Raw genomic sequence first — 24765 nt, forward strand, 5'->3', positions numbered from 1 at the left:
ACAGCTGCACACTTCTACTTTTATGGATTAATAATATTATATTTTATTTCTCATCTTCTTTTGCTTCTGGAGCTGCTGAAAAACGGAAAGCATGGAATGCGTTACCTACTTCTAATTCTTTCGCTTCAATTACTTCTAAATCTTCAAGTAATTTTTCATTTTTATTTTCCATGTAAATCACCTCCTTTCAAATTCATTAACTTTCTATGTTTTCTGTCACATTAGTGACTTTTTTTAAGAATCTCTTATCAAAATACAAGGTAAATAGTACGATGAAATATAAAACTATACAGATCATAACTAAATATAGGAATCCATCATTAGACATGCCACCACTAGTACCAGAAAAGTTAACTACATGACTAAAGATACCTGCAGCAAATGCTCCCGTTCCAAATTGAACCATTTGAAATAATCCCATATATACTCCTGTTTCTTCTTTAGGTACTGATAACATTGCGATTTTATTTTGAGACGGCATTGTAATAACTCCTGCCAATCCAAAGAATAAAAACATAAAAAGAAACAACAAGATTGAGCTTGAAAATGTCGAGATAGCTAACAATGACATTCCGAATATTGAGAAAAACACACCTATTAATATTAATAGACGATTATCCTTTAAATCAGCTAAACGTCCCATATAACCTGAGAGCATTATCGAAATTACAGAATCAATTACTAATATCCATCCGACTTGCTCAGGAGGTATTCCATGATTTTCTCTCATATATGTGGGTATATATAATGTAATTGCATTTGCAATTAGGAATAATAAAAATACCCTAATTAATGCAGAAATAAAAATCGGATTATGAATAGCTTTTTTAGGTATTAAAGAGGTATCATTTGTACTCCCCTTTTCAAAAAATACAAATAGCAAGATTGTTATGACAACAAAAACAGCCGCTAAAATTTTTAAATAGATACCAACATTATCAATAAATAAAATTTGTATTGCTAAGATAAGTAAAAGTAAACTTAGTGAGCTTTTGAACGGTATTAGAACCTTTTGTATACTCTTTTCATAATTATCCTTTTTAATAACCCATAATACGAGTAATAAAGCAATAATACTAAAGCAACTTAATACTCCAAAAATTGCCTGCCACTTAAAGTATCGCACTATGAGGCCTCCTAAAGCTGGCCCTACAAATGTTGCAACTGCAAGCACTCCCGAAAACCACCCAAATGCCCACCCTATCTTATCTTCCTCAAAATTTGTTCTTATTAATAAAACCTGCGCAGGTACGATCATCGCATCTGCAATAGCTTGTAATGATTGAAATCCCAAAAATAAGTACCAATTAGTAGTAATTCCACTTAAAACGGTCGAGAACGTAAAGAGTAATAGACCTATAATAAGAACCCTTTTTGCTCCAAATATATCAGATATTTTTCCGAAAAGAGGAATCCCTGTTGCAAAAAAAGCAAAGAATAATATATTTCTAATTTGAAGTGTTGAAAAATTTATATCAAAAGTTTTAGTGATATCTGGAAAAGCAATAGTTAACATGGACGTGCTCATTACACTTGCAAAAGCACATAATGAAATAGTGAAAATCTTAATTTTATACGTATTCATTAAGGATGTTCTCTCCTTCAGATGTGTTTGTATTTAGATTTTTCTAAAAATTAACCCCGGTGAAATAGATAATACTGGATATAAAACTTATGTACAACTATTATTTAGTATATTTTTGCCAATTCAAGTTGAGAAACTTTTTTTATGGACAAATGAGTTCTGTTGCAAAATTTTATAAACTAAGCTACACTTTCGAAAAAGTGGCGCTACCACTAAAACTAACACTTAAAAATATCAATAAGAGTTATACTCTCGTTGAATTATTTTACTGATTTTGAGCAATAGGTTCATCTTTCAGATGATATGTGAACCATGTTAGAAGTCTCAATCTATTGATAAATGTATCCTTGATTAAATTTCTTGTTTTTCAGTAAGCAATCAGCAGCTATCTATCAAGCTAGGATAAACAAATACCCCAAAATGAGAATATTGAAGAACCTGGCATTTCATGCTTAATATCCAGATTTTATTTATCCTTCCTCTCATTAAAAAGATTTTGTGCTTCTTTAGATATAGATTTAACATATACTAGAACGCCCTCAATCCCCCGTTTAATATAAGTAAAATCATCTGTTACCATGGATTTCGGTATGACAAGCGGCATTATTTCTGACTTTCCTGGCTTCTCTAACTTATGAATTGCACTATGTAAATATCGTGCATACCGCTCACTTGTTACAACTTTTTTCGGCTCTAACATATTGTTCCCTGTACCTACCGCAATTTTATTTTCTTGTAGAGCACCAATTTCCTCGGTAGTTCAATAATTTTCTCAACCTCATTAAATATGGTGATAGATTTTGCTTTATAATTTAATGTATTCTGTAAAATTGCAGCCATTTATTCGCGAGTGCAAACATCATCTGGTCCAAACATATTTTCCCCATACCATTGATAAGACCCAAGCCTACAACGGCATATATTTCTTTTTCAAACATAGTACTTTTTACATCTTTAAATTGATCCTCGTAAAGTTCGACTTAATTTAGTGGCTGTAAATACACATATAGCAGTCGAGCCGTTTGCCCACGTGTGATATTATCTCCTAATCCAAACATTCTATTTCCATAACTATCCACAATGTTTTTCTCTTTTAGATGCATGATTGCATCACAAAAGCAGTAATTAGTAAGAACATCTTTAAATATTGTGTCTACTTGTACATTTGATAATGATGTAAATATTGAAGTAGCAATTGTAGCTCCTATTAAAAGCGTTTTTATTAGTTTCATATTGCATTTCCCTGTCTCTATAAATTATTTCTACAAATAATCCAAGTCACTTTACATGCTGAATTTTACAAATTATTTATACTTTCTAATTTTTTTATTTTAATATTTTTTTTATTTTAATATTTTATCTTTAAAATAATCCATTATTAAACCTTCTCTAGAGTTACTCTATTTAAAAACAAAAAGCTATGCATTTTTTTGAAACAAGAATAGCTTTTTTACAGTGTTAAACCTTTTTATAAACAGTAAAAATTTATTTAAAAACTATATATCATTATGGTATGTGAAATTATTAATTAAACAGAATAAACATCAAAATTATAAGTTCTTGGCTACTATCTACATTTAATTTTTTAAAAATATTATAAGAGGAGTAAAAGATCTCAGCCCTAATAAGTTGAGATCTTTTCAACTCTAGGATTTCCAAAATTTCCACCAAGGATTTTTTTGCGCGTTTGCTACTGCCACTTCCTCAAGTGTACGTTTTACATCCTGAATCTCTCTAATTACTCGCATAAGATTTTCATCTCTTTGCTCTAATCTTTTTTCTATTCTTTCCTCACGTTCCTTACGATTCTTCATATCACCTTCAATTAATTTATTCCGTTGATCTATACGATCACCTAGTCTTTTTTCCATTTCTATTAAGTTTGCTTGCTGCACCTTTTTGATTTCTTCTACCATAGCGCTATATTGTTGCTGTAATTGAAACTGTATATGAGAAGGAAGTTTATCTTCTTCCTGAGATTCTTCCTTCTTATTAGCGATACCAAATTGTTTTACAATCATTTTTGCAGCCTTTTCTAAGGTCATTCCATCTTGCTTACTCAACTCCACTAGCTTTTCAATAAGGACAACATCAAACTCTGTATACTCTCTTCTTCCACGACTGTTTTTTTTCACCTCATAGCCTTCACGTTCAAGAACATCTGAATACTTCCTAAGTGTACTGCCGCTCACTCCTAGCCGACTATAAACCTCATTAGCCGTATATAATATCTCCATTTCTGCCATAGCGCCACATCACCTCCTATAAGGAAAGTTCAATGAAAGCAACCTAATACCTTTAAGAATCAATCGACGAAGCTCGTGCCGCCTTTGCTATGTTTTGTCGAAATAAGTGGATTTTTTATTAGTTAAAAATTTATACTTGAATCTTTGTTTACATAAGTTTATAAATTTCACTTCATTTCTTTTGAACTCTTTACCAAATTTACATGAACAATTAATTATTCTTTTTAGAAATAGGGAAAAATCCCTATTTCTAAAAAGGGATTTTTCCCTATTTTTAAACCCATTAAATTCTTTTGAAGGTTTTCTACATTGGTGTTAAGTGTTACTTTTCCTATAAGTTGGCCGCAAGCTAAAGGAAGCATAAGTTGACCAAAATGGCCATCTTATGCTTCGTGTTATATTAAACAATTTAGTTACTAAAACTTCCTCTCTTCTAATAAGAATTTTTCAGTGCTATCCACTAAGTCTTTTACTAATTAATTCTATCCTCACTTGAATACTTATAAAAGTTATTAGAACTATTGTTAGCTGACTGATTCCTATTTTGGTTTCAGTCGTTTTTTATTTTTCACTTTAAATATGGATATTTTAATTCTTAAAAAACGATTCCATTATCACACAATTCTTTCTCTAAAAAAAGGATTTTAACACGTATTCATCATTCTGAAGAATCTTCTCATATCATCTTCAATTAATCTATACCGTTGATTTATCCGATTTATCTAATCTCCTTTCTATTTTTAATAAATTCTTTATACCAAATTACACCTGTGCAATATATTTTTAGGAATAGGGAAATATAACTATTTCTAAAAAGGGATATTTCCCTATTTATATTTATTCTTTTCTATAAACATTTAATTCCTTTTCATTGCTACCTTGCAATAAAGTTACACCAAAAATACCATACGACTCTTAATTTCACTGTATTTAAAAAGCCATTGTTTTGAATATACATTATCAAAACAATGGCTTTCTTTCATTTACTCATCGTTGTATGTGCAGCATCTCTTATGATAAATCATGGAAAACAATAGCTAGTTTAACTATTATTAAGAAATACCTATAAATAAAAGACTAGCATAGCGCCATACTAGTCTTTTCATTTTTTATGAATTGAAGCCTATTTTGATTTATATAAATTGGAATGGATAAATTCTGTATTAATATTGAATTGTTTAAGAATAACTTTCGCTACGTCCGTAAATCCACATTATACCATAAACAAACTTTCCTATTACCGCTGGAGAAAGAGCATCTACATCAGTAGATGCTCTAATATGTGAAAGGAATCCTCAATGAGTATTGAAATAGATTAAAAGCTAGTGAACTTATCCTACACTCTAATTTATGCTTGTCCTTATTAAAACATGCTCTTTCGCAAACATTTTTTAACTGTACTTCTTCCTACCCCCACTAAATATTAACCTTGAACCGTTCTTAATATGTAAATTCTACACAATAATAAAAACTACCAATTCCAATCAATTAATATCTACTGATACTAATATTAAATAGCTTTATTGATAAACTTTCTAAAACAATAAATATACTTGCTGAAACAGATCTATAGCCAATATTCTTTCCTGTAGCATTAATAGTAATCTCCGCTAAATGAGTTTGTATATCATCCTTTTCAAAAATTTTATTTTGAACTTTTTCAATTACTGCCTCACTATCCACTAATTTAAAAGTTTTCAGTAATCTCGCTTCTAATAAAGTAAAATCAAAATTTTCATCTTTTATTGCATCAAATTTTATCTTCATCTATCTTTCCTCATTTTTAATAATTAAACAACATAACTCTACAATTATACATTTAATTATTATTTTATTTAAAATATATGTTTTATAAAATTATCAATTATTTTTTACAACAATAATAGAAAGAACTAAAGAAACAAATTCTTGTTATAGTTATAAAAAAAGAAACCAAATAATTATTATTTTGAGATATCATTTATCAACTTGTATTCCGGCTTTTCAAGTTTTACTTCCCCAAAATTAATTAGTTTAAAAGAACAAATAAGATACTTTAAGAAGACAAACAAATTTTTCTCATTATAATGTCATACAATAAACAGATAGTAGAATTAACAAAAATAAATAAAATTCTATTAAAATGTTTCTTCTTTATTTTTCAATATCAAGAGCCTTGGATTTTTACTAATAAACATATAATAGATGAACAAAGAATACGGTAAGAGTTACTCTTTGCCATTAAAAAAAACAACCTCTAAAATAGTGTTTTCTAATTCACATTTTTTGACTGGGCTTGACTAATTCATTCGTTCTAAAATCCAATAAGATATTTATTTTAAAAGTATTTTTGAAGGCTTTATAATTAATTAAAATAAAAATGATAGCTTATTAACAATTTTTCTAATAGTATCCTCACTTTTTTGATACATTTATGAAACATTCATGTGTTATCTTTAGTAAGTTCTATTCTTTTTTATAATATCGTGTGAGATATACCAAAACCTGAATCCCTTGACCCCTAAGTCTAGGGATTCTTTAATTAAATAAAAATTTTCTACCCTTCTTCTAAAGATGATATTATTTAATTTATATATTATAAAGTATAGTCACTTTATTATTATGAGGTGCAATGATCTTCTTTTCAGCATCGAGTGCAATTTTTATGACTTTAAATGGAAAAAACATTGCTAGAATAATCAAAAATAATATAGGAAAAAAATTAAAATATACAAACAAGACATATAACATCTATATATGCAACATTTCATATGAAAATCCTATTTATTGATGCTACAATAACTTTACTCGATGATTATTGTTTTTTCATAGTTTTTAAGCAATTGAACACCTTCTTAATATGCATTGTATAAAAAGGAGACATCTTAATAGATGTCTCCTTTTTATACTAACTATGTAAGTAAATTATGAATTGATTTATACCTCTAATTAATAAAACATTCGTAATCGATAGCTTTCTAACCTGGCAACAGAATAAAGGGGATAATCTAGCTAGTAACTGAAGACGTGTGATGACCGATTGAATTTTTTTCTACTTTTCCTCATGACACCTTCAATTAATTTAATCCGTTAACCTATCAAATTAACTAGTATTATATCCATTTATAATTGGTTTACCCACTATACCTTATTTCTTTTACCATAGCGCTATGTTGTTGATGAAACTTATATGATTTTATGTAATAAAAGATTAATTCTTCTTTCTTATTAGCAATTTTTTATCCCTGTATAATCATTTTGATTGCCTTTTCTAAGTTAATCCTATTCCCTTGACTCAACTACTTTATTAAATGTTCAAAAGGTAATGCTAATAAAAATCATGGATAAAATATGCACAAATTTTAAACAGAACAGTATTTTATGTAGTATTTCCTACCCACATAGCGCCACAGCTAGGTACAGAAACAAACTTTTAGGAAGATATAAGAATGAACAACTCTATAACATTCCAAAAAGTAAAGAAATAGTAACACGAAGCCCATTCTTAACATTAACAAAATAATTTAATACCATACATAAAATTATTAAAGAAAAAAACACCTCTATTGAACTTGCATACTTAGTATGCGAATTCACAAGGTGTTTTTCTCATGTACCACTATTCAGGTTCAATTCAATTAGCTAGACTTCTTAGTTTATTACCTTATCATTAAATGAGTATCCCGTTTAAAATACCTAAAATAATAAATATAAGATATTCTAGATATTTTTTATTTAATACCTTATTAGGAAAAAGATATTGAATACTTTTTACTCCGCCTACAATAATACAGCCAGGTAATATTACATCTACTAAAAAATCAACTTTTGAATAAGTAAGCCAAGTTGGCATAAGTATAAAAATACAGATAAAAACAATATCTAATATGATAGAAAGATTAGATTCTTTAATTCTATTTTTAGTCCTAATATCATCTTTGTAAGCCCTAACTGTATTTTTAAAGTATACTAATCCAGATATCAAAATAAGTAAGCCAAATAAAACATTAATTACAGTAAGTATATATTCCATTACAAAACCTATTTACATGCTGCCCAAACACCTGTAGCACCAGTTAATTCTCCAGCTAATCCTACAAGAGCTTGTCCACCTACACGCATTCTTTCTTCCCAAGTAGATGCTTGTACAAGAAGTTTTGCAGCTTCTCCAAAACCACCTAAAGCATTAATATATTTTTTAATTTTAAGCAACTTAGAAACAGCAATTAAATTTCCACCAACAAAAGCAGCTAAAGCAGCAGAACATTTACCTATTTTAATCCAATCTGGATCAGCAATCACTGGAAATGCAGTATTTTCATCAAAATCTACAACTTGAATCAATTTGTTTCCATCAACCTTATAATGTGTAGAAACAGGATTTCCATTTGCATCTTTCGCCCAAGCAGGCATAAAGACACTTTGAATAATATTTTCAGCATCAACTATAAATACTTCTCCTGTATCAAATTCCTGACCCAAATATTCAGCAGATGAAACTAGTTTACCACCATTAGGGATATCAATAGCAAACTCGTATTCTTTTGGCGCAGATTGATTTTTAATTTTAATTAGCGATCGCACACCATCTTTAGTAGTTTGTACCGCTAAATCAGCTGGTTGATTTTCATCTTGATAAATAAGAGTCCCATTATTTGTTTGAATAACTTCGCTTGAATTTAGCTCCGGGAGAGAAATATGTAAAGATTCTGTTCTATCCTTGATAGTAATAGGTTCTGAGTTTAATGTAGTTGGGATATTAACTGTACCTGATGCATTTTCAATAACCTTTGTTTCCTTTGATTCTATTTTAAAATTATTTAAAACGTCATCAATTCCTGTGTTTTTCTCAATCATTTGAGCTGTAGAATTTGCCTCTTTTTGCGAATCGTTAATCTCAGCATTAATTGAAGGAGTTAATACGGATATACTCATAGCCCCTACTATTAGTCCTGTTAAAATTTTTTTAGATAAAAATTTCATATAACATTCTCCTTTTAAGTAATTATTTTCCTTAATTATAAATAATAACTAATTTCATTCATAGTCTATAATAAATTTATTTATTATGATAAGCTTAATGTAGTGACCTCAAAGAAAACTAATGACCCATACGTACACTCAGTCATTTTTCCCTAAATGCTAATATAAGTCCTCACTTTATCTCAATTTATTTTCAAATTTCTGGCCCCTCTCTAACTAGTATTATAAATAACTTCTAATAAACAATATTAAAAAAACTATATTGCTCATTATTTAACTCCATAAGCAGAAAACATTTCATTAACGTAATTATCACTAATTTGACCATGTGCATTTTACATACTACTCCAACAAACGCTCAGCTACGAATCTTGATTGAAAGCTAGGATCTATTTAAGTCACTCTTCTCACTTCTTCCTCCCTCTCTTGTTTCTCATCCCTTTTAGACCTTTCATCTTGGCAGAGTATTTTTATTTAATAAATATTTTTATACTTATATTTTTGTCAAATGGATAATTACAGGAGATATATGGTAAAAATATACTTAATGAATTATTATAGTAAAAAGAATTATCAAAAAAACTAAAGCAATTGTAAAAGTAGAAAAAACTGAATTCTTTACTCTAATGCAAAAAACTGTAATTCTTAAAAAATGAGTAAAAAGGGTGACGGAGAAAAAAGAATTTTTTATTAGAGGAGAAATTACGCCTCTTCAAAACAGAAAAAATATTAAATCAAGAATTAAATAAAAAAAAGAGATTAATGGTAAGAATAAAGAAGAATTCCAATTACTCTCGAATACTTAAGAAAAGAAATTTATAAAGAAAAACAAAATGGGATTTTGGATTAAAAGGTAAGCAATACACATAGGTAGAATCTAGTTATTGAATTCACATTTTAATCCAAGGGGTACAAATTTGATGCGAGATAAAAAGGGATTATTAAAACAATGGAAAGCGGATTTGCAAGCTATTCAAGAAGAAAAAAGACTAAAGAAGAAGACTAAGAAAAAGAACAAAAAATATAGTATTCTTGGTAATACATCAGACTTCATGAATGACAAAAATACTTATTATAAAAAGAATGGGGTATGGAAACAAGGACGTAAATAATGTGATCATAAATAATCTTGACTAAGTGTATATAATGATTGTTATAAACGCTGTCGTAATTAGGTTGGCGCCTTATTTGTTGTTAAGAAATGATACGAAGTTTTAACTATCCATTAAACACATGTCTTCATGAATTTAAAATCGAGTAGTGTGATTTTCCACTATTCCTTTTATTATTCATACTCTTGATTTCACATATGTGCTTAAAACATGTTCTTTAATTATTTGGCAAGCACAAAAATAAATAATACGCTAACAGAAAAGAAACCATTTTGAAAAGCCTTTTTCAAAATGGTTTCTTCATTTTTATACCGAGCGTCTTTTTATAAAAAATAAATAATCATTGTAATGGACCTAATAGATCAATAATTTCTTCAGCTTTTGTATTTTGAATACTATAGTAAATTTCTAATCCCTGACGGTTTCCCTTTAAAACCTTACCTTTCATTTTAGATAAGTGTTGAGAAACTGTGGATTGTGGAATATTTAAAATTTCAGTCATCTGAGTCACATTTAGTGTCTTATGTTTTGAAAGCTCGCTGATTAGTTTTAAACGCATTGGGTGTGCCATAACTTTTAAAAGCTCTACATCCTCTTCTAAAATTGTGTTATCTACATACTGATTTGTAAATCTTGTCATAGTATCTTCTCTCCCTTTTTTTCTTCTATTTTAGCGTAACTTCCTTATTACATAATATTAGTATGTTAGAATATTCATTATGAAATATGATAACAAAAGTATACACCTTTAGTTTGTGTTAGTAATGGAGTTAATGTGTGTTCTATATGAAGTTTTAAACATTATTTGTAATCATTTGATTTAAAGTATCTGAATTCACAATAACTATTATATCCCCAAAGAATAACCTTCTATAATTAAAATATTAAACACTGAGCGCGATTATTTTAAATTTATTTTTTGAGTTTTTATAATTAAGGCCTTGATAAAAACTTAATTATAAAAGGCTCTTTTTATTTCAATAAGCATCTTTAGATTACCTTTATTAAAAATAAAAAACCCTCAATATATGACTGAATATTCCGTTATATATTTATCAAATCCCAAATATTAACATATACATATAATTGTTATATATTTATATAGTAACAATTATACTTAATATTATAAAAAAAGGGGATGTTTACATGTTTAAGAAAGTTGTTTTATCCGGTGCGATATTAATGGGAGTTTTAGGAGTATCAACGATAGATTTACCAGAATTAGGAATAACAAAAGCAGAAGCTGCTATTAGTGACGCCACAATACAAAAGGTTTCTATTTTGGGAAATGATTACTATAACGGATCTAATGTCCCAGGTTATACAACAGGTACTTTTTACATAGTAGGAGATGCGAATGTAACATATACCATCAAAAGCTATGAATTCGGTAAATTAACTTCCTCTAAAAATGTTACTACAAAAGGATTACGTACTCCTGTATCTTTCAATATGGGGATTACAGAGGGAAATGAATATAAAGTAACTCATAACGGACAGGTTATCAGTACATTCAACGTTCGTGGGCATTGAGCTCTTAATAAATACTGCAATAATTTATAAAAAGAAACACGGTGAAATTAAAGTTAATATGACTGACGAAAGATATGATAGATAATAAAAAAGCACTCATAATGAGTGCTTTTTTATAACTTCGTGATGATTAAAAAAACAGGAATAATAAGGGCCTCCAATTTTGCCTTCTATTTAAGACTTGAAATTAGCATTTCAATACTGTCCTTATTGTTAATATGTCTAGAAAAAGAACTATATAGGTTTCTATTTCTGTTCATTATATAAAATCCTATATTAATAAAGAAAAAAGAAGAGGAATCGCTCTCCTCTTCACCAATAAAATCGAACATATTTACAATTAAGGAAGGGTATATATTCATCAAGAGATGAAAGGAACAATAATAGTTCACCTAGTGAATTATAACATAAATCTAACCCTGTTTATAGTTAATATTAACATTTATGGAATATTTGTTACAAATTTGTTAAACAACTTAATAATAAAAGGCTTTATATATGTATAACTAGAAAGTCGATAATGTAGAGATTAAATATAAGAGGAGGATATATATTATGTTTAACAAAAAACAAACATTCGTAACAACCGTAACAGCTTTAACATTAGGATGTGGATTTACTTTCGGATTTACACCAGCCTTTGCAGATTCTAATAAGATTTTGCTCAACGATACTTCTGTTCATTCTATTCAGAACCAAGAACAAGAACCTTTTACTGGATATGTCATTTCAGTAGATAACAATTACTTAGTAGTTGCTGCCACTTCTACAAAAGATGAAGCACTTGCTTATCAAACTGATTGGTGGGAGCTAGTTTCCCAGAATAAAATTTTGAGGGTTCCTATTTCCAATGACGAAAACTACAAATTAGGGGAAAAATTAAACATATATGCAGCTGCATGGACTAAATCTCTACCACCAATTGCTGTTATGCCTACCATTGAAAAATTAGCTCCGTAAATGATATTTAAATTGAAATAATAGGGAAAGTCAGCTTTTCTTATAACTACCTTCTTGTATAAATTTTAAACCTAAGCGCATACTACTAATGGAATGCTTGAATCATTGTCATTGAACATATTCAGCAATTCCGCTCCTTAAGAGAACAGTCTACGCAACTGTTCTCTCTTCGTTTTCTGTGTTTTACTTTCTAATATATCTCCCAACAAGAAATACGATAAAACATTCTGTCCTAATCTCTCTAAAGATTATTGGGATACTCTCACTTATGCTAATGAATAAGCAAACATAACTAACGCGATTATTACAAAGATTCTTTTTGTTCGTCTATATAGGCACATACTTAACTCTTCTATAATCAATAACATCGCTACATTCTCAACGTTTCCTCAATAAATTCTCAATATTTTTCATGGACAATAGCACACTTTCGCAACAGTTTTAATATCTTAATATTAGATACCGAAAGGAGGTGCTGAAAAATGACTTGGTTCATTATTTTAGGATTTACGCTTATTTTAATTATAAATGGCTTTAATGCCCATAGTATTCATATCATTTTCAAAATAGATTTAGGTAAAAAAGTTGTGCCAAGTTGGTCTTTTGTTAATAGAATAAACTTCCAAACATTTAAAAATTTAATAAAAGGATCAACTAAGAATAAACTAAAAAGCTTTACAATAGGAGAACTTGTAATTCCTTTGAGTTTATTTTATAAATTATTTGGTAAAACATTAATTTTTCTATTACTATTCTTTTACTCTCAATTCTTGAACTAAACGCAATATAAGATTAGTTATAGTATAGTAGTTACAAAATTTATCACAAAACAGACCGCTTTATATGAGCGGTCTGTTTAAAATCAAATTTAACTAAACTATATTGATAAGCTTAAACGTGCTCTCATAATGAAAACTAATACTATAAAAATAATTTACAAATCACTTTTTTAGCCTCAGCTTTATATTTACTAAACAAAAAAATCCATTAGTTTATTCTCTAAATTTATAAGGAAATTTCACTTGCAGGTATTCTAGCCTAAAAATTTCTAATATATCCTTTTCTACTTATATTAATGCCATATTTATTTCTCACACATGAATGGGTATTACATATTATACCCAACATGTTTATAAGCTTAATAACATTATTTAAAATCGTTCCTAAATTAAAACAGGAATACCATTTTATCGGTTTTCCGCAAGAAGACTCCTTCCTCAATCACGTGCAGAGCGTAGCCCAGTGATAGGTGGGAGATGAATTGCGGTTGGCGTTAGCCAAAGGTATTTAAACACATCATGCCTTATAGTATAATCAGGCTTATCAATGTTAACTAATGGTTGTTCTCCCATTAATGTAGTTAGAAAACACATCGAAAATCAAGGAATGAAGTGAGGTGAAAGCATTGTTAGTCAATAAGGCTTATAAGTTCAGAATCTACCCAAATAAAGAACAGGAAATACTGATTGCGAAAACAATCGGTTGTTCTCGTTTTGTCTTTAATCACTTCTTAGGTATGTGGAATGACACATACAAAGAAACTGGTAAAGGTCTGACTTACAACGCTTGTTCTGCTCAACTGCCGCAGCTCAAAATAGAGCTAGAGTGGTTGAAAGAAGTTGACAGTATTGCTATTCAAACAGCACTTAAAAACCTCGCAGATGCATATAAACGCTTTTTCAAAAAGCAGAATGACAAACCACGCTTTAAATCTAAGAAAAACAATGTTCAATCTTATACGACTAAGCATACAAATGGCAATATTGTTATTGTAGATAATAAGATCAAGCTACCAAAGCTTGGTTTTATTAAATTTGCAAAAAGCCGTGAGATAGATGGACGTATTATGAATGCTACTGTTAGACGAAATTCCAGTGGAAAATACTTTGTATCAATTCTTACAGAGGTTGAAATACAACCACTTGAAAAAGCTGATTCTGCCATCGGCATCGACCTAGGAACTACTGACTTTGCTATCCTTTCTGATGGTCACAAGATTGACAATAATAAGTTCACTTCTAAAATGGAGAAGAAGTTAAAACGTGAACAACGTAAATTATCAAAACGTGCATTAATTGCTAAAAATAAAGGTATTCATCTTCTTGATGCGAAAAACTATCAGAAGCAAAAGCGTAAAGTTGCTAGATTACATGAAAGAGTCATAAATCAACGTGACGACTTCTTAAACAAGTTGAGTACAGAGATTATCAAAAACCACGATATCATCTGCATCGAAGACTTGAACACAAAAGGAATGTTGCGTAATCATAAATTAGCTAAATCAATCTCTGATGTATCTTGGTCTGCTTTTGTATCTAGATTAGAATACAAAGCAACTTGGTATGGCAAAACAATCGTCAAAGTAAGCAGATGGTTTCCATCTAGTCAAATATGTTCTGATTGTGGACATCATGATGGCAAGAAATCTCTTGAAATAAGAGACTGGACTTGTCCTATTTGTCATGCAAACCACGATAGAGATATTAATGCTAGTAAAAATATTCTAGCCGAAGGCTTACGAACATTAGCCTTCGTTTGAAAAATCATAGAACCGTAGGAATCTACGGAGATAGCTTGGTAAATAAGAGAAACCGCTGTTGGTAAAGAAATACATCAACAAGTATGCTCTGTTCCCAAGAATCTCCCACTTCAATCAGACCGTAAGGTCGATAAGTGGGGGTAGTTCAATCTGTCAACCTTCCCTATATTGATAAATATCAGACATTCAATCTATTTGACATTTTAATGACTTATAACAGGAAAATATATACATAAAACGAAACCTGATGTATCTTTGCTTTGTAAGTCGTAGTTAGTTGGCCAACTTTCAATGCAATTTAATAATAAAAAGTCAGGGGGACCTAAAATGAATCAAGTATTAAGGAAAAGTAAGAAAAAAATGATGTATCTAGTTGGTTCACTTCTAATTTCTTTATCTATGTTTTCAACTACAAGTTTTGCAGCTACAGAAGGTGCTGTAAAGAGTGTTACAAATAGTAAATATACTGGGATTGCTGCTGATATAAATCTACCAAAATCAGTAGTTGTTAAGGATGGATATGTGAATTGGTATTTAGGTATTGGAGCATCTAAAGTTGAAGGTGGTATTTCAAAAACACCAAATGGATATAAAGTATTTCTTAATTCAGGATATAATGAATCAGGTCAAAACAGTAAATATTGGAACACACAGTATGATACATCAATTAAAGATGGTGATCGAGTCAACCTTAAATTAGTTAATAACGGGAATGGTACGGTTACTATGTATGTAAATGGAAGCCCTAGATACACAAATCAACCTGTCTACGGTACTTTTTCTCAATATGAACCAGTAAAAATGGTTCAGGGAGTTGAAGATGCTGGGCGTAATTCTTTTAGCCAAGCTAGCTTTTCAAACGTACTTCTAAGAGCAGATACATCTGGATCTACCTACAAAAGTTGGAACAGCTCAATTTCTTCCTCATTTTCTAGACACGGTACTTATGGTAGTAATTTTACTGTTTATTCTCAAGTGCCTCTAAGTGCAAGTTTACGCTAGAGTTTTTATTAGAATAATAATTTTTTTGTGAAAAAAGGTAGTTACACTTTTGTGTAGCTACCTTTTTTATATAGAGAAATTGCAATAGATATTAGAGCGACTATAAATGACATCTTTCATACTTTAACTTCTTCAAATTCAATAACATTTTATTAGCATGTTTCATCGCTCGACTTAATGCGAAATCAACCTTATATTGTCTTCAATTTTCTTTATCACTATCGGATTAAATCTCCCCCATTTAAAATGCCCAAAATCTGTACAAGCATTGGATATCTAGGTTTAGATTACCACGAAGTCGCGCTCAGTTCATTTTTGCTAAATAACGAGTAGCTCAAATTTAATTCTATTACATTACCACAAATAAGTAACATGCTATATAATCCAATCACGAAAGGAATCTCCTTCACTCTATCGAATTATTGTAGAGGAAAGGAGATGAATACATGGAAATCCTAGGACTAGATACTCGCGCATTAGCAACTTTAGGCGCACTTGAGTACACAAATCGTCGCAATAGATTAATCGAAGACTCTGAGAATGACATATACGAGTGTAAAGAAATAAAAGAAATACTACAATCGCTTCCTAAAGAGAAGCAGATTGAGGTTCTGGATAATCAAGCCTATTTTGAAGCAGTAGCAAAGATGCTTGAACAAAACAATTTAATTCTTTTAGAACAGATAAAAACCCTACAAATAATCCAGAAATAACAAACATAACATTGATTATTCCTACATACGCTTCCATAAATCAACTATCTTTCTCTAACATACTAGCCTCTGTTTTTACAGAGGCTTTTGTAATACTCTCTTTCATCTCTTGAAATTGAATGGCTTCTTTTACATGTATGAATACAGATTCTAATAAACCTGATGTAAACTCTAACTTCTTCTCACTCTGTCCTGTTACAGCACCTACAAATCCCACAGTAATTATGTGCTCTAATAGTTCTCCAAATCGTTTCTCAGGCATTTCAAATGTCTTTATCTTCATTTTTAAATCCCACTCTTATTTAATGCTTTTTTAGTTGATTTTTCATCATTTTGTATATAATAAATTGGGGCAATACCTACCACGGTAATTAAAATAATTTGATTATAATCGATCTTCTGTAATAACCCTCCATACAAAATAAGAAGTCTCTTTTTAAGAGACTTCTTATTTCTAATACAAACGACATACATAGGGTAAATATACATAATATTATCAGGATGGTGTGCTTTGTTGCCTCTTTATCGTAACACATAATATCTCATTTTTGTTTAATAATCCCAAAAATAGAACTTTATCAACATTAAAATATTTTATTTATTACCTTATATCGACATCTTATGTATGCAAAATTACATATCAAACCTTGTTGAAAATCATTCTCATTGTAACTATAATGGTTTCAGGAGGTGTGTTTTCACTTCCTTTTCAAATCTCACAATATATTAAAGGAGGAACTAGAATTATGAAAAAAGTAATTTTAGCAGGGGCACTAGGAATTGCAGTACTATCAGGTATGAACTTACCAGGAGCAGAGGCATCAAAAGCAAGTGCAGCAACTACGAATTTAGAAATTCAAGAATTTACAAAATATTACTCTATGAGTTCCTATGAAGTTTCTCAAAAAGAATCATTTGATCTCAATAAAGGGGAAGAACTTACAGTCTTTGTACAAAATTCTGGATTCCCAATTTCTTATACGGTCTTTGATGCAGATAATGAAGTAATTGGCACATACAATGCTAATTCACCATATGGCCGTGTATTCAAAGCACAAAAAGATGGTAATATTTCTGTTCAATTTCAAGCAGGAGTAAATTCTTCTTACATGAAGAAGATGAATTTCACAGCAAAATTTGCAGTTTCTAAACTTAACTAATATAAGAATTTAACTACCCTCTTTAAAAACAAATTAAAAAGGTATATCTCTTCAATGAGATATACCTTTAACTTTAATGAATTTTATATTGACCTGATAATTGTTCTTGCGCCATATGAACTAAACGTTTCGTAATTTCTCCACCTACTGAACCATTTGCTCGTGCTGTTGAATCCGGTCCAAGTTTAACCCCAAATTCCTGAGCGATTTCATATTTCATTCGCTCAATAGCGCTTGTTGCAGTTGCTACCAAGATTTCGTTTGAATTATTATTTTCACGAATTTGCATTTCTTACACACCTCCGTTTAACTTGGTAATATCATGCTCTATTTCCAATAAAATATGTAAAAAATTATTCCTTTAGCTATCTTACTTATATACCTGGGCTTCACACCTTATATTCTAATAAATAAATGTCTAGGTCTTACCTACGCCTTACCCTCTCCTACTTACTTTTGAATCCCCCTATTAATTCCTGTAATTCTTGGGAGAGCCAATTCAAGGAATTTGCTAGCTCTGCAATATCTTGTACATACATTTGGTGTTCTTTCATACTTATCTCAACATTACTACTACTATTCACATATGTATTTGCAATATATGATAATTCATTTACAACCTGAACAATGGATTGATTACTTTCTAAAATATCTCTTGAATTAACCGAAGTCGCTTTAATTTGATTTGTAACAAATTGTGCAGATTTTGAATTTTTTTCAAAGAAAGCACCACTACTTTGAAAAAGTTTTATTCCTGATTCCACTTCCTTTAAACTCTTATGCACGGATATTACAGCCTCTTCTGCTTCAGCTTGGATTTCACTAGTTAATTTAGCTATATCTCTTGCAGATATCTCGGCTTTTTTTGCTAATTTACGTATCTCATCTACAACAACTGAAAATCCTTTATCATTCTCTCCAGTACATGAGTATTCAGTAGAAGCATTTAAAGCTAATAAATTTGTTTGATTTGAAATAGTTGTAATTACAGTGACAATGTCACTAATTTCCTTGGATCTTGATTCAAATGCATAAATACTAGAAGATGTATCTTGAACTGTATCTCGGATTATTTTCATTTGATTCACAATTTGTTTAATCAAATTTTCCCCCTCTAGAGAATGCTGTTCCATGACTTCCGAAGCAGTCGTAATTTGTTTTACAACTCCTTTAATTTCTATCATATTACTTTCCAACTCTTGAACAATTCCTAAACATTTCTGCACTATATGTTCATAAGAATGTGCCCCTAATTTTAATCCTGTCATAGAGCTTGCAATCTCTTGAAATGACATGCTATTCTCTTTTGTACTTACCGATAATTCCTGTGAAGATGTCGAAACCTGTTCAGCAGTCTGCTTTACTTTATCTATAATCCTATTAAACTTTTCAATAGTGTTATTAAAATAAATATTGGTTATCCCTATATCATCAGATCTTTCACTTAATTTAATACTTAAATCCCCTTCACCAACTTTACGTAACCCTTCTTGTAAATCCTTTAAAGGCGATAGGGAATTTCGTGAGATTACTATTTGAATTGTAATTGCGATTGTTAATGAAGTTATAATAAAGAGTAAACCTTGTACTATAAATTTTTCCTTTGTAATAGGAATAATAGAAGCGTCTAAATCCGCTGCAACAATTGCAATTATATTTTTATTTTCATCTATAATTGGCTCTAAAATCGTTACCCATGAACCTAATTCATCTTCATACACTTCTGTCATTTGTGCCTGTTTCGTTTTCATTACTTTATCGTATGATTCCATCCAATGAGTAGGCTGTTCATAATAGTCACCTGGTTTTACAGAAACTGCATTTGCTAATTCTGTATCCAAACCTACTATTTGTAATTCAACTTTATCATTTAACTTGGCCCCTATAACATATGTTTGGCCGACACTTTTCAAATCTTTTGTAGCTTTATCCAATTGCTCTGTCAATTTTTCTTTCTTCACTCTTTGTGCTGTGGGGTCTTTTGCTACATCTCTCACTATTTCTACATCTAATTGATTAATTAGTGTATCTCCTGTTTCAAAAGACTGCTTCTCAAATATAGACATCATACTATTTTGAAACATATCAAAACTTAACGCCCCCATACTTCCAACAAGCGTCAGAATTACTAATACAGTTAGTAATACATTTTTTTGAAGCAATGATAGCTTATGCCAATATTTTTTCATTAATTTCACCTTTCTTATTTTTCATGATGAATGTTTTTGATTTTAAGGTATGTTTATATATAAAAAATCATAGTTTAGCAAAAAAACTAATATTTGATGTGTAAACGGGATAAATTAAAGAAAGACACTCTTCAGGGAGTATCTTTCTACAGTAAAGCCATATAATACTTACTTCTTTCATATTTGCATCAAGTAGGTAAACAACTAAATAGTTATCTGCCTCCCCTAAAATTAGAAAGGAGCATCTCACTCTCTCCTCACCTATATAACGATGATTCTAAGACTTAATCTTTCTATAATTCCAATATTCCCATCACTTCTTTTGTAAATAGTTTAAAATCAGTTAAATGTTTTTCAATAATTTGACGAACAATATCTAAATTTACACTTTGATAATCATGAACAGCAATATTTCGAAACCCAACCATTGCTTTTAACTTACTTGCCAATTCTTTACTAAGTAAATCTGCGTCAACTAACAAATCAAATGCCTCTCGACTAGATTGAGGTAATCCTAATTTCTTACCTGCAACAATATGCATTGCTAAATCAATACTCGCTTCACAGGCTCTTTGTATATTCAATATTATTGAATCTTGCTTTGTATAATCCTCTAAATTTTTAGGAGTATTTCCATATACATCCTGTATTCTCTTTATACAACGCTCTATTGTAGAAATTTTATTCAAGATAACTTCATTCTTCATATATAGAACCTCTTTTCTTTATATCATCGAACACTATTTGGCGTTCCTCATTCAATTTTGAATACATTTTTAAAGTCTTCATTTCAAAAATAACCTTACGTTCTTCATCAGAACAAAATATTGTCTTTCCTGTATGTATAATCTGAGCTTGAAAAACTGTTGAAGCCTTTGATAAATCAACTAAATCAACATCTCTATGAACAATATCTGCTAATTCCTGTGCTAATAAAAAACGTTCATAATTCCCTAAATTTATGTCACTTAAATATGCTATATCAATATCGCTATCTTCCCGTTCTCTGTTCTCTGCTATAGACCCAAATACAATTATCCAATAGGGATTCACTGTTTCTTGTAATTTTTCTATAATAGCTGTAATCATGCTTTGAAAAATCATTTAATTAATCCCCCTTATTATTATCGAATTTTATTATATCATAACCATTATATAACCTTTTCAACTACGCAGTATAATACTTTACGGAAATTTAAATGCCTTCCTTATTAAAAAATAAGATTCGAAATGTTCTCCAATATGCATAGTAAAAATAAACTTGGTTCCCCCTGTAGTAATACTTGTGGCGAGTATAAATTCAACCTATCTTTTTATTATTCGCATCAAGAATATTATTTATATTATATAAATAACAGGATTTTTAATATAGTAAATAGTTAACCCAATTTTTTTGTGCAACTTCGTAATATGGCTTTTCTTTAACATAAAAAGCTTCCCTTTACGGAAAGCTTTTTAATGTTATTAAAAAAAACAATTCAACTACATTTAATTTTCTTCATCTTCATAAAAGCCAAATAGCTTTTCTTCTTCGTATTCATACTTTCTACCTAAATTAAGCATATCTCTTTCAACCTGTAAAGTTAATACATACTGTTCCTTATCTGTAAAGTATGTATCTTCCTTTTTTAACCCTACAACTGTAACTTTATCATGCTCATATGTTTTTGTATAAGCCTTTATCTCATCAACCATGCTTTCTAAATCACTTTCGCTTCTACGGTAAACATCAATGACAATTTCTGTTGTATATTTTTCGATCATAATTCAACATTCCCTTTATTTTAAATATAGCGGAAATTGAGTACTTTTACTACTATCTTCTGTATTAATGATAACCCTATGATGAACAGTGGGAGTATCTCCAGTACTTATATTACTATTGAATTCTTTTCTATAGAATGTTCTCCAAGGTCCTCCTTTATCACGAGCAGACCATGCTTGATCTGGTTCATTCATTGTTGATTCTCTAAGTTTTTTCACATCAACATTCTTTCCATATTGAGTTCTATTCTTAGTAGATTTCCTTGACGCATCATATTTATGTCTATCATATGCATGCGAATTAATGAAGTCACCTTTATTAGAACCACCATTCGTTTTAGTTGGTACTGTTTTGCTTCCCTTTGGTTTTGGTTTTGGCTTTGGCTTTGGTTTCCCTTTACCCTTAGCTAACGCTGCATGATAAACATTTTTTTCTAAAATAGTTTGATTTGTAATTTCATCACTAATTGGCGTGCCTTTTTCTATACTATTTACTAGATTAACTTGAATGACACCTTCATGTTTCTTCACATTTAAATTTAAAACTGAAGTATTATCATCACCATTATTATAAAAATATTTTACTTCTAGCGCCTCATTTTGCTTTGGTTCTAACGCATCAGCAAACTCAAAAAAGTCATCTTCACTAATAATCTGATTTCCATTTACATCTCTAATACTTTCCAGCCCTTCAATTTTCAAACTTTCTTGTCCATTAAAAGAGTTTGCTTCTGGAGTATTAGAAGGTAGCACTAAAAATGAAATTACCATCAAGAAAGACAGCACAGATAAAAATATTTTATTCTTCATAAAACTTCCTCCCTATGTTTTTTCTTTACAACCTAAACGTTACGTTAATTAGAAAATTATAACAATACTGTTAATTTATAGATCAAAATGTTAGGGTGTATATAAGCGAGGATATTATTAAACCAAATGTAATATTAATAATGTAAATTAAAATTCTCTTATGTATTTTTTCTACAAATTAAACCTAGTATATATACTAGGTTTGTTAATTTTCTTATTCTTCTTCTTTTTTACTATATTAAGATTAACACAGTTATTGTAATACATAGTTTAAATTAGTATATTTATCAATTAGATTCTGAATATTAAGTTTATATATGGTTTAACTTAAATTTTACAGTAGAAGTAGCACCTATCATTATCAAGCTAATTAAAAAATGCCCCCTAAAATATCAAAACATGCAATTCTTTCTATAGAATAATAGGAAAAAATTGCGTGTTTATATATATCTATTTCTGCATCTGATAAATTACAACTATTTGCTCAAGAAGTATGTATAATCTCTTTTCACCCGACTATTGATAAAGAAAAGGCATTCTTATGAATGCTCTTTCTCTCTTATATATGCTCTTCTTCATTTAGTTTGTAATAAACCGCTGGACATTTAATTATGAAAAAGTACCAATAACAAAAAAAGTTAAAAATAATGCTACATATCCAAGATACATAAAACGTTTATCATGTGTTTTAAAATATAACGTAATACACAGTAAAGTGACCAGTAAAAAAACTGCTGTAGACACCATGAACATAAATGTTCCTCCTAAAAAGCTAATTTATTACTCTTTGGTTAATTGTTAATTAAGTACATCTAGTTTTTCTAATATCAATGAAAGAATGTTTTTTTGATTTACTACAATTGCAGCTTTTCCAGTAGAACCCGATCGCAACTTCTTTTTCCCTGTATTTTCAATTGTTCCTTCTACAACAAAGAATGTAGTATCTTTATTCTTGCTAATAACAGGGTCATGATAGATTTGAACTACACTTCCATAGTAAGTTTCCGTCGTTCCTACTTCAAAAGTATATTTAATTTTATCGCCCGTTTTAATTTTATTAATCTCTTCTGAATTAATATATAGTAAAACTCTATTCGTATTTTCATCTGGTGATATTGATAATACCTCTTTATCTTGTTCAATCATATCTCCGATTTTAATAAGATTCGGCATTTCAATTACGCCATCTTTTGGTGCAGTAATTACGGTTTGTTCATAACTCAAATTAATATTATTAATATCTTGTTGCAACAAAGACAACTGTTTTTTCTTCTCATCAATCTCCTTCGAAATATCCGAGACTTTAGAAATTCTAAGACTTTCAACAGAATCCTGGATATTAGATTCTTGAGTTCTTATATTCTCATTGATAACCTTTTTCTCCAATGCTATTTCCTGGGTCCTATTTTTTATTTGCTCTTGTTTTATTAAAATACTCTTTAGATTTCCCTCAATTTGAGAATCTAATTGATTAACCTTATTCATATTCGCTTCAGTTTCTTGATTAATATTTTCATTCTTAATAATCTTATTTTGTTTAAGAAGACCCTCTTTTTCGATTTTCAAGATATCATTTTGATTTTTTATAGCTTCAATTTCAAATTCCAGATTATTTATAACTTCATCTTTTCCATGATTTAGGACTTGAAGGCGAAAGGTGAAATCAGCTATCTTATTTTTATTTTCATTCTTTAATAAGTCTTTTTGCTTTAAATAACTATCTAATTCATTTTTGATACTGCCTTCTACATCTACAGGCAATTTTGATTGGTTCTTTTCAATAACATCTTTAAGAATGTTTAAACTCTTAATTTCCGCATCCAATTTATCTCTATTTTCTTCTACGTGTTTTTTTTCCTGCTCTAACTGTTTATTAGTTATGCCTATTAAAGGATCTCCCCTATGTACTTTTTCGCCTTGTTTAATCTTAATATCATTAATTTCTCCTGATACTTTTGGTTTAACAGCTACTGTAGCCGTAGAAGATTGGATAGTAGCAGACCCTTTAGTTGAGATATCTATTTTGCTAAAATAAGCCCACATCAAAGCACTAACTAGTATAGCTAGTACTAGATAAATAAATAACTTAATAAATTTCGGGGGATTTTTCTCCAGCATTTCAACGCTATCTGTCAGCTCTGTTATGTCTCTTATTGGTTGTGACATTTATGTATACTCCTCTTATGCTCC

At 29.7% G+C, this 24765-nt stretch carries 26 protein-coding genes; 8 read left to right on the forward strand and 18 right to left on the reverse strand.

Annotation, left to right across the window (positions count from 1 at the left end; genetic code table 11):
- Positions 1-43: 43 nt before the first annotated feature.
- From OXT04_RS26610 to OXT04_RS26650, 8 genes are all read right to left on the reverse strand, one after another.
- Positions 44-172, reverse strand: a complete 129-nt coding sequence (locus OXT04_RS26610) for a hypothetical protein (protein ID WP_002157812.1) — start codon at positions 170-172, stop codon at positions 44-46.
- Between the two features lie 24 nt (positions 173-196).
- Complete coding sequence (locus tag OXT04_RS26615) at positions 197-1585, reverse strand: MFS transporter (RefSeq protein ID WP_089172402.1); 1389 nt, start codon at positions 1583-1585, stop codon at positions 197-199.
- Between the two features lie 466 nt (positions 1586-2051).
- Positions 2052-2285, reverse strand: coding sequence for a hypothetical protein (locus OXT04_RS26620; protein ID WP_240522999.1), 234 nt, complete (start codon positions 2283-2285; stop codon positions 2052-2054).
- Between the two features lie 280 nt (positions 2286-2565).
- Positions 2566-2817, reverse strand: a complete 252-nt coding sequence (locus OXT04_RS26625) for an S-layer homology domain-containing protein (protein ID WP_240523000.1) — start codon at positions 2815-2817, stop codon at positions 2566-2568.
- A 414-nt stretch (positions 2818-3231) separates the two neighbouring features.
- Positions 3232-3831: a DUF3967 domain-containing protein gene (locus tag OXT04_RS26630; protein ID WP_089172401.1), complete on the reverse strand. Its 600-nt coding sequence runs from the start codon at positions 3829-3831 to the stop codon at positions 3232-3234.
- Positions 3832-5319: 1488 nt separating this feature from the next.
- Positions 5320-5598 carry a hypothetical protein gene (locus OXT04_RS26635; RefSeq protein WP_048563927.1) on the reverse strand — a complete coding sequence of 93 codons (279 nt, stop codon included), beginning with the start codon at positions 5596-5598 and terminating at the stop codon, positions 5320-5322.
- Between the two features lie 1882 nt (positions 5599-7480).
- Positions 7481-7843, reverse strand: coding sequence for a hypothetical protein (locus OXT04_RS26645; protein ID WP_267418637.1), 363 nt, complete (start codon positions 7841-7843; stop codon positions 7481-7483).
- An 8-nt stretch (positions 7844-7851) separates the two neighbouring features.
- Positions 7852-8793 carry a hypothetical protein gene (locus tag OXT04_RS26650; RefSeq protein ID WP_098256009.1) on the reverse strand — a complete coding sequence of 314 codons (942 nt, stop codon included), beginning with the start codon at positions 8791-8793 and terminating at the stop codon, positions 7852-7854.
- 920 nt (positions 8794-9713) lie between these two features.
- On the opposite strand from OXT04_RS26650, the gene OXT04_RS26655 reads away from it, so the two are divergent.
- Complete coding sequence (locus tag OXT04_RS26655) at positions 9714-9905, forward strand: hypothetical protein (protein ID WP_001205050.1); 192 nt, start codon at positions 9714-9716, stop codon at positions 9903-9905.
- A 340-nt stretch (positions 9906-10245) separates the two neighbouring features.
- Here OXT04_RS26655 and pagR read toward each other — a convergent pair whose 3' ends face one another.
- Positions 10246-10545 carry a transcriptional repressor PagR gene (gene pagR, locus OXT04_RS26660; protein ID WP_000196662.1) on the reverse strand — a complete coding sequence of 100 codons (300 nt, stop codon included), beginning with the start codon at positions 10543-10545 and terminating at the stop codon, positions 10246-10248.
- A gap of 506 nt (positions 10546-11051) precedes the next feature.
- On the opposite strand from pagR, the gene OXT04_RS26665 reads away from it, so the two are divergent.
- The 6 genes from OXT04_RS26665 to OXT04_RS26690 all read left to right on the forward strand — a co-directional run bounded on the left by OXT04_RS26665 (position 11052) and on the right by OXT04_RS26690 (position 16652).
- The gene (locus OXT04_RS26665) at positions 11052-11438 is read left to right on the forward strand and encodes a hypothetical protein (protein WP_098256010.1); all 387 of its coding nucleotides are present in this window, start codon (positions 11052-11054) and stop codon (positions 11436-11438) included.
- A 555-nt stretch (positions 11439-11993) separates the two neighbouring features.
- Positions 11994-12398, forward strand: a complete 405-nt coding sequence (locus OXT04_RS26670; RefSeq protein ID WP_267418638.1) for a DUF3221 domain-containing protein — start codon at positions 11994-11996, stop codon at positions 12396-12398.
- Positions 12399-12880: 482 nt separating this feature from the next.
- Positions 12881-13177: a hypothetical protein gene (locus OXT04_RS26675; protein WP_000219746.1), complete on the forward strand. Its 297-nt coding sequence runs from the start codon at positions 12881-12883 to the stop codon at positions 13175-13177.
- Positions 13178-13803: 626 nt separating this feature from the next.
- A complete protein-coding gene (gene tnpB, locus OXT04_RS26680) occupies positions 13804-14937 on the forward strand; it encodes an IS200/IS605 family element RNA-guided endonuclease TnpB (RefSeq protein WP_267418642.1) in 1134 nt (377 codons plus the stop codon).
- Between the two features lie 327 nt (positions 14938-15264).
- A complete protein-coding gene (locus OXT04_RS26685; protein ID WP_001077585.1) occupies positions 15265-15939 on the forward strand; it encodes a hypothetical protein in 675 nt (224 codons plus the stop codon).
- A gap of 446 nt (positions 15940-16385) precedes the next feature.
- The gene (locus OXT04_RS26690; protein WP_097822020.1) at positions 16386-16652 is read left to right on the forward strand and encodes a hypothetical protein; all 267 of its coding nucleotides are present in this window, start codon (positions 16386-16388) and stop codon (positions 16650-16652) included.
- A gap of 40 nt (positions 16653-16692) precedes the next feature.
- Here OXT04_RS26690 and OXT04_RS26695 read toward each other — a convergent pair whose 3' ends face one another.
- Positions 16693-16935, reverse strand: a complete 243-nt coding sequence (locus tag OXT04_RS26695; protein ID WP_097822021.1) for a hypothetical protein — start codon at positions 16933-16935, stop codon at positions 16693-16695.
- 463 nt (positions 16936-17398) lie between these two features.
- Here OXT04_RS26695 and OXT04_RS26700 point away from each other — a divergent pair, with 463 nt between their 5' ends.
- Positions 17399-17812, forward strand: a complete 414-nt coding sequence (locus OXT04_RS26700) for a hypothetical protein (protein WP_000755787.1) — start codon at positions 17399-17401, stop codon at positions 17810-17812.
- Positions 17813-17885: 73 nt separating this feature from the next.
- Here the strand turns inward: OXT04_RS26700 and OXT04_RS26705 are convergent, their stop codons facing one another.
- The 8 genes from OXT04_RS26705 to OXT04_RS26740 all read right to left on the reverse strand — a co-directional run bounded on the left by OXT04_RS26705 (position 17886) and on the right by OXT04_RS26740 (position 24741).
- Entirely contained in the window at positions 17886-18101 is a 216-nt protein-coding gene (locus OXT04_RS26705; RefSeq protein ID WP_001167054.1) for an alpha/beta-type small acid-soluble spore protein, read from the reverse strand.
- Between the two features lie 157 nt (positions 18102-18258).
- On the reverse strand, positions 18259-20001 hold the full coding sequence (locus OXT04_RS26710) for a methyl-accepting chemotaxis protein (protein ID WP_097822023.1): 1743 nt from the start codon (positions 19999-20001) through the stop codon (positions 18259-18261).
- Positions 20002-20294: 293 nt separating this feature from the next.
- The gene (gene hepT / locus OXT04_RS26715; RefSeq protein ID WP_000787551.1) at positions 20295-20708 is read right to left on the reverse strand and encodes a type VII toxin-antitoxin system HepT family RNase toxin; all 414 of its coding nucleotides are present in this window, start codon (positions 20706-20708) and stop codon (positions 20295-20297) included.
- Complete coding sequence (gene mntA, locus OXT04_RS26720) at positions 20698-21105, reverse strand: type VII toxin-antitoxin system MntA family adenylyltransferase antitoxin (RefSeq protein ID WP_000577214.1); 408 nt, start codon at positions 21103-21105, stop codon at positions 20698-20700. Before mntA ends, hepT begins: the two co-directional genes overlap by 11 nt.
- Positions 21106-21489: 384 nt before the next feature.
- Entirely contained in the window at positions 21490-21765 is a 276-nt protein-coding gene (locus OXT04_RS26725) for a hypothetical protein (RefSeq protein ID WP_000570854.1), read from the reverse strand.
- Positions 21766-21780: 15 nt separating this feature from the next.
- Positions 21781-22575, reverse strand: coding sequence for a Hook-associated protein 2 (locus OXT04_RS26730; RefSeq protein WP_097822025.1), 795 nt, complete (start codon positions 22573-22575; stop codon positions 21781-21783).
- Between the two features lie 609 nt (positions 22576-23184).
- The gene (locus OXT04_RS26735; protein WP_000481196.1) at positions 23185-23328 is read right to left on the reverse strand and encodes a hypothetical protein; all 144 of its coding nucleotides are present in this window, start codon (positions 23326-23328) and stop codon (positions 23185-23187) included.
- Between the two features lie 45 nt (positions 23329-23373).
- Entirely contained in the window at positions 23374-24741 is a 1368-nt protein-coding gene (locus OXT04_RS26740; protein ID WP_000081954.1) for an HlyD family secretion protein, read from the reverse strand.
- Between the last annotated feature and the right edge of the window lie 24 nt (positions 24742-24765).

The sequence above is a fragment of the Bacillus sp. GC_Bacil_1 genome (assembly GCF_026540675.1).
GTDB lineage: Bacteria > Bacillota > Bacilli > Bacillales > Bacillaceae_G > Bacillus_A > Bacillus_A cereus.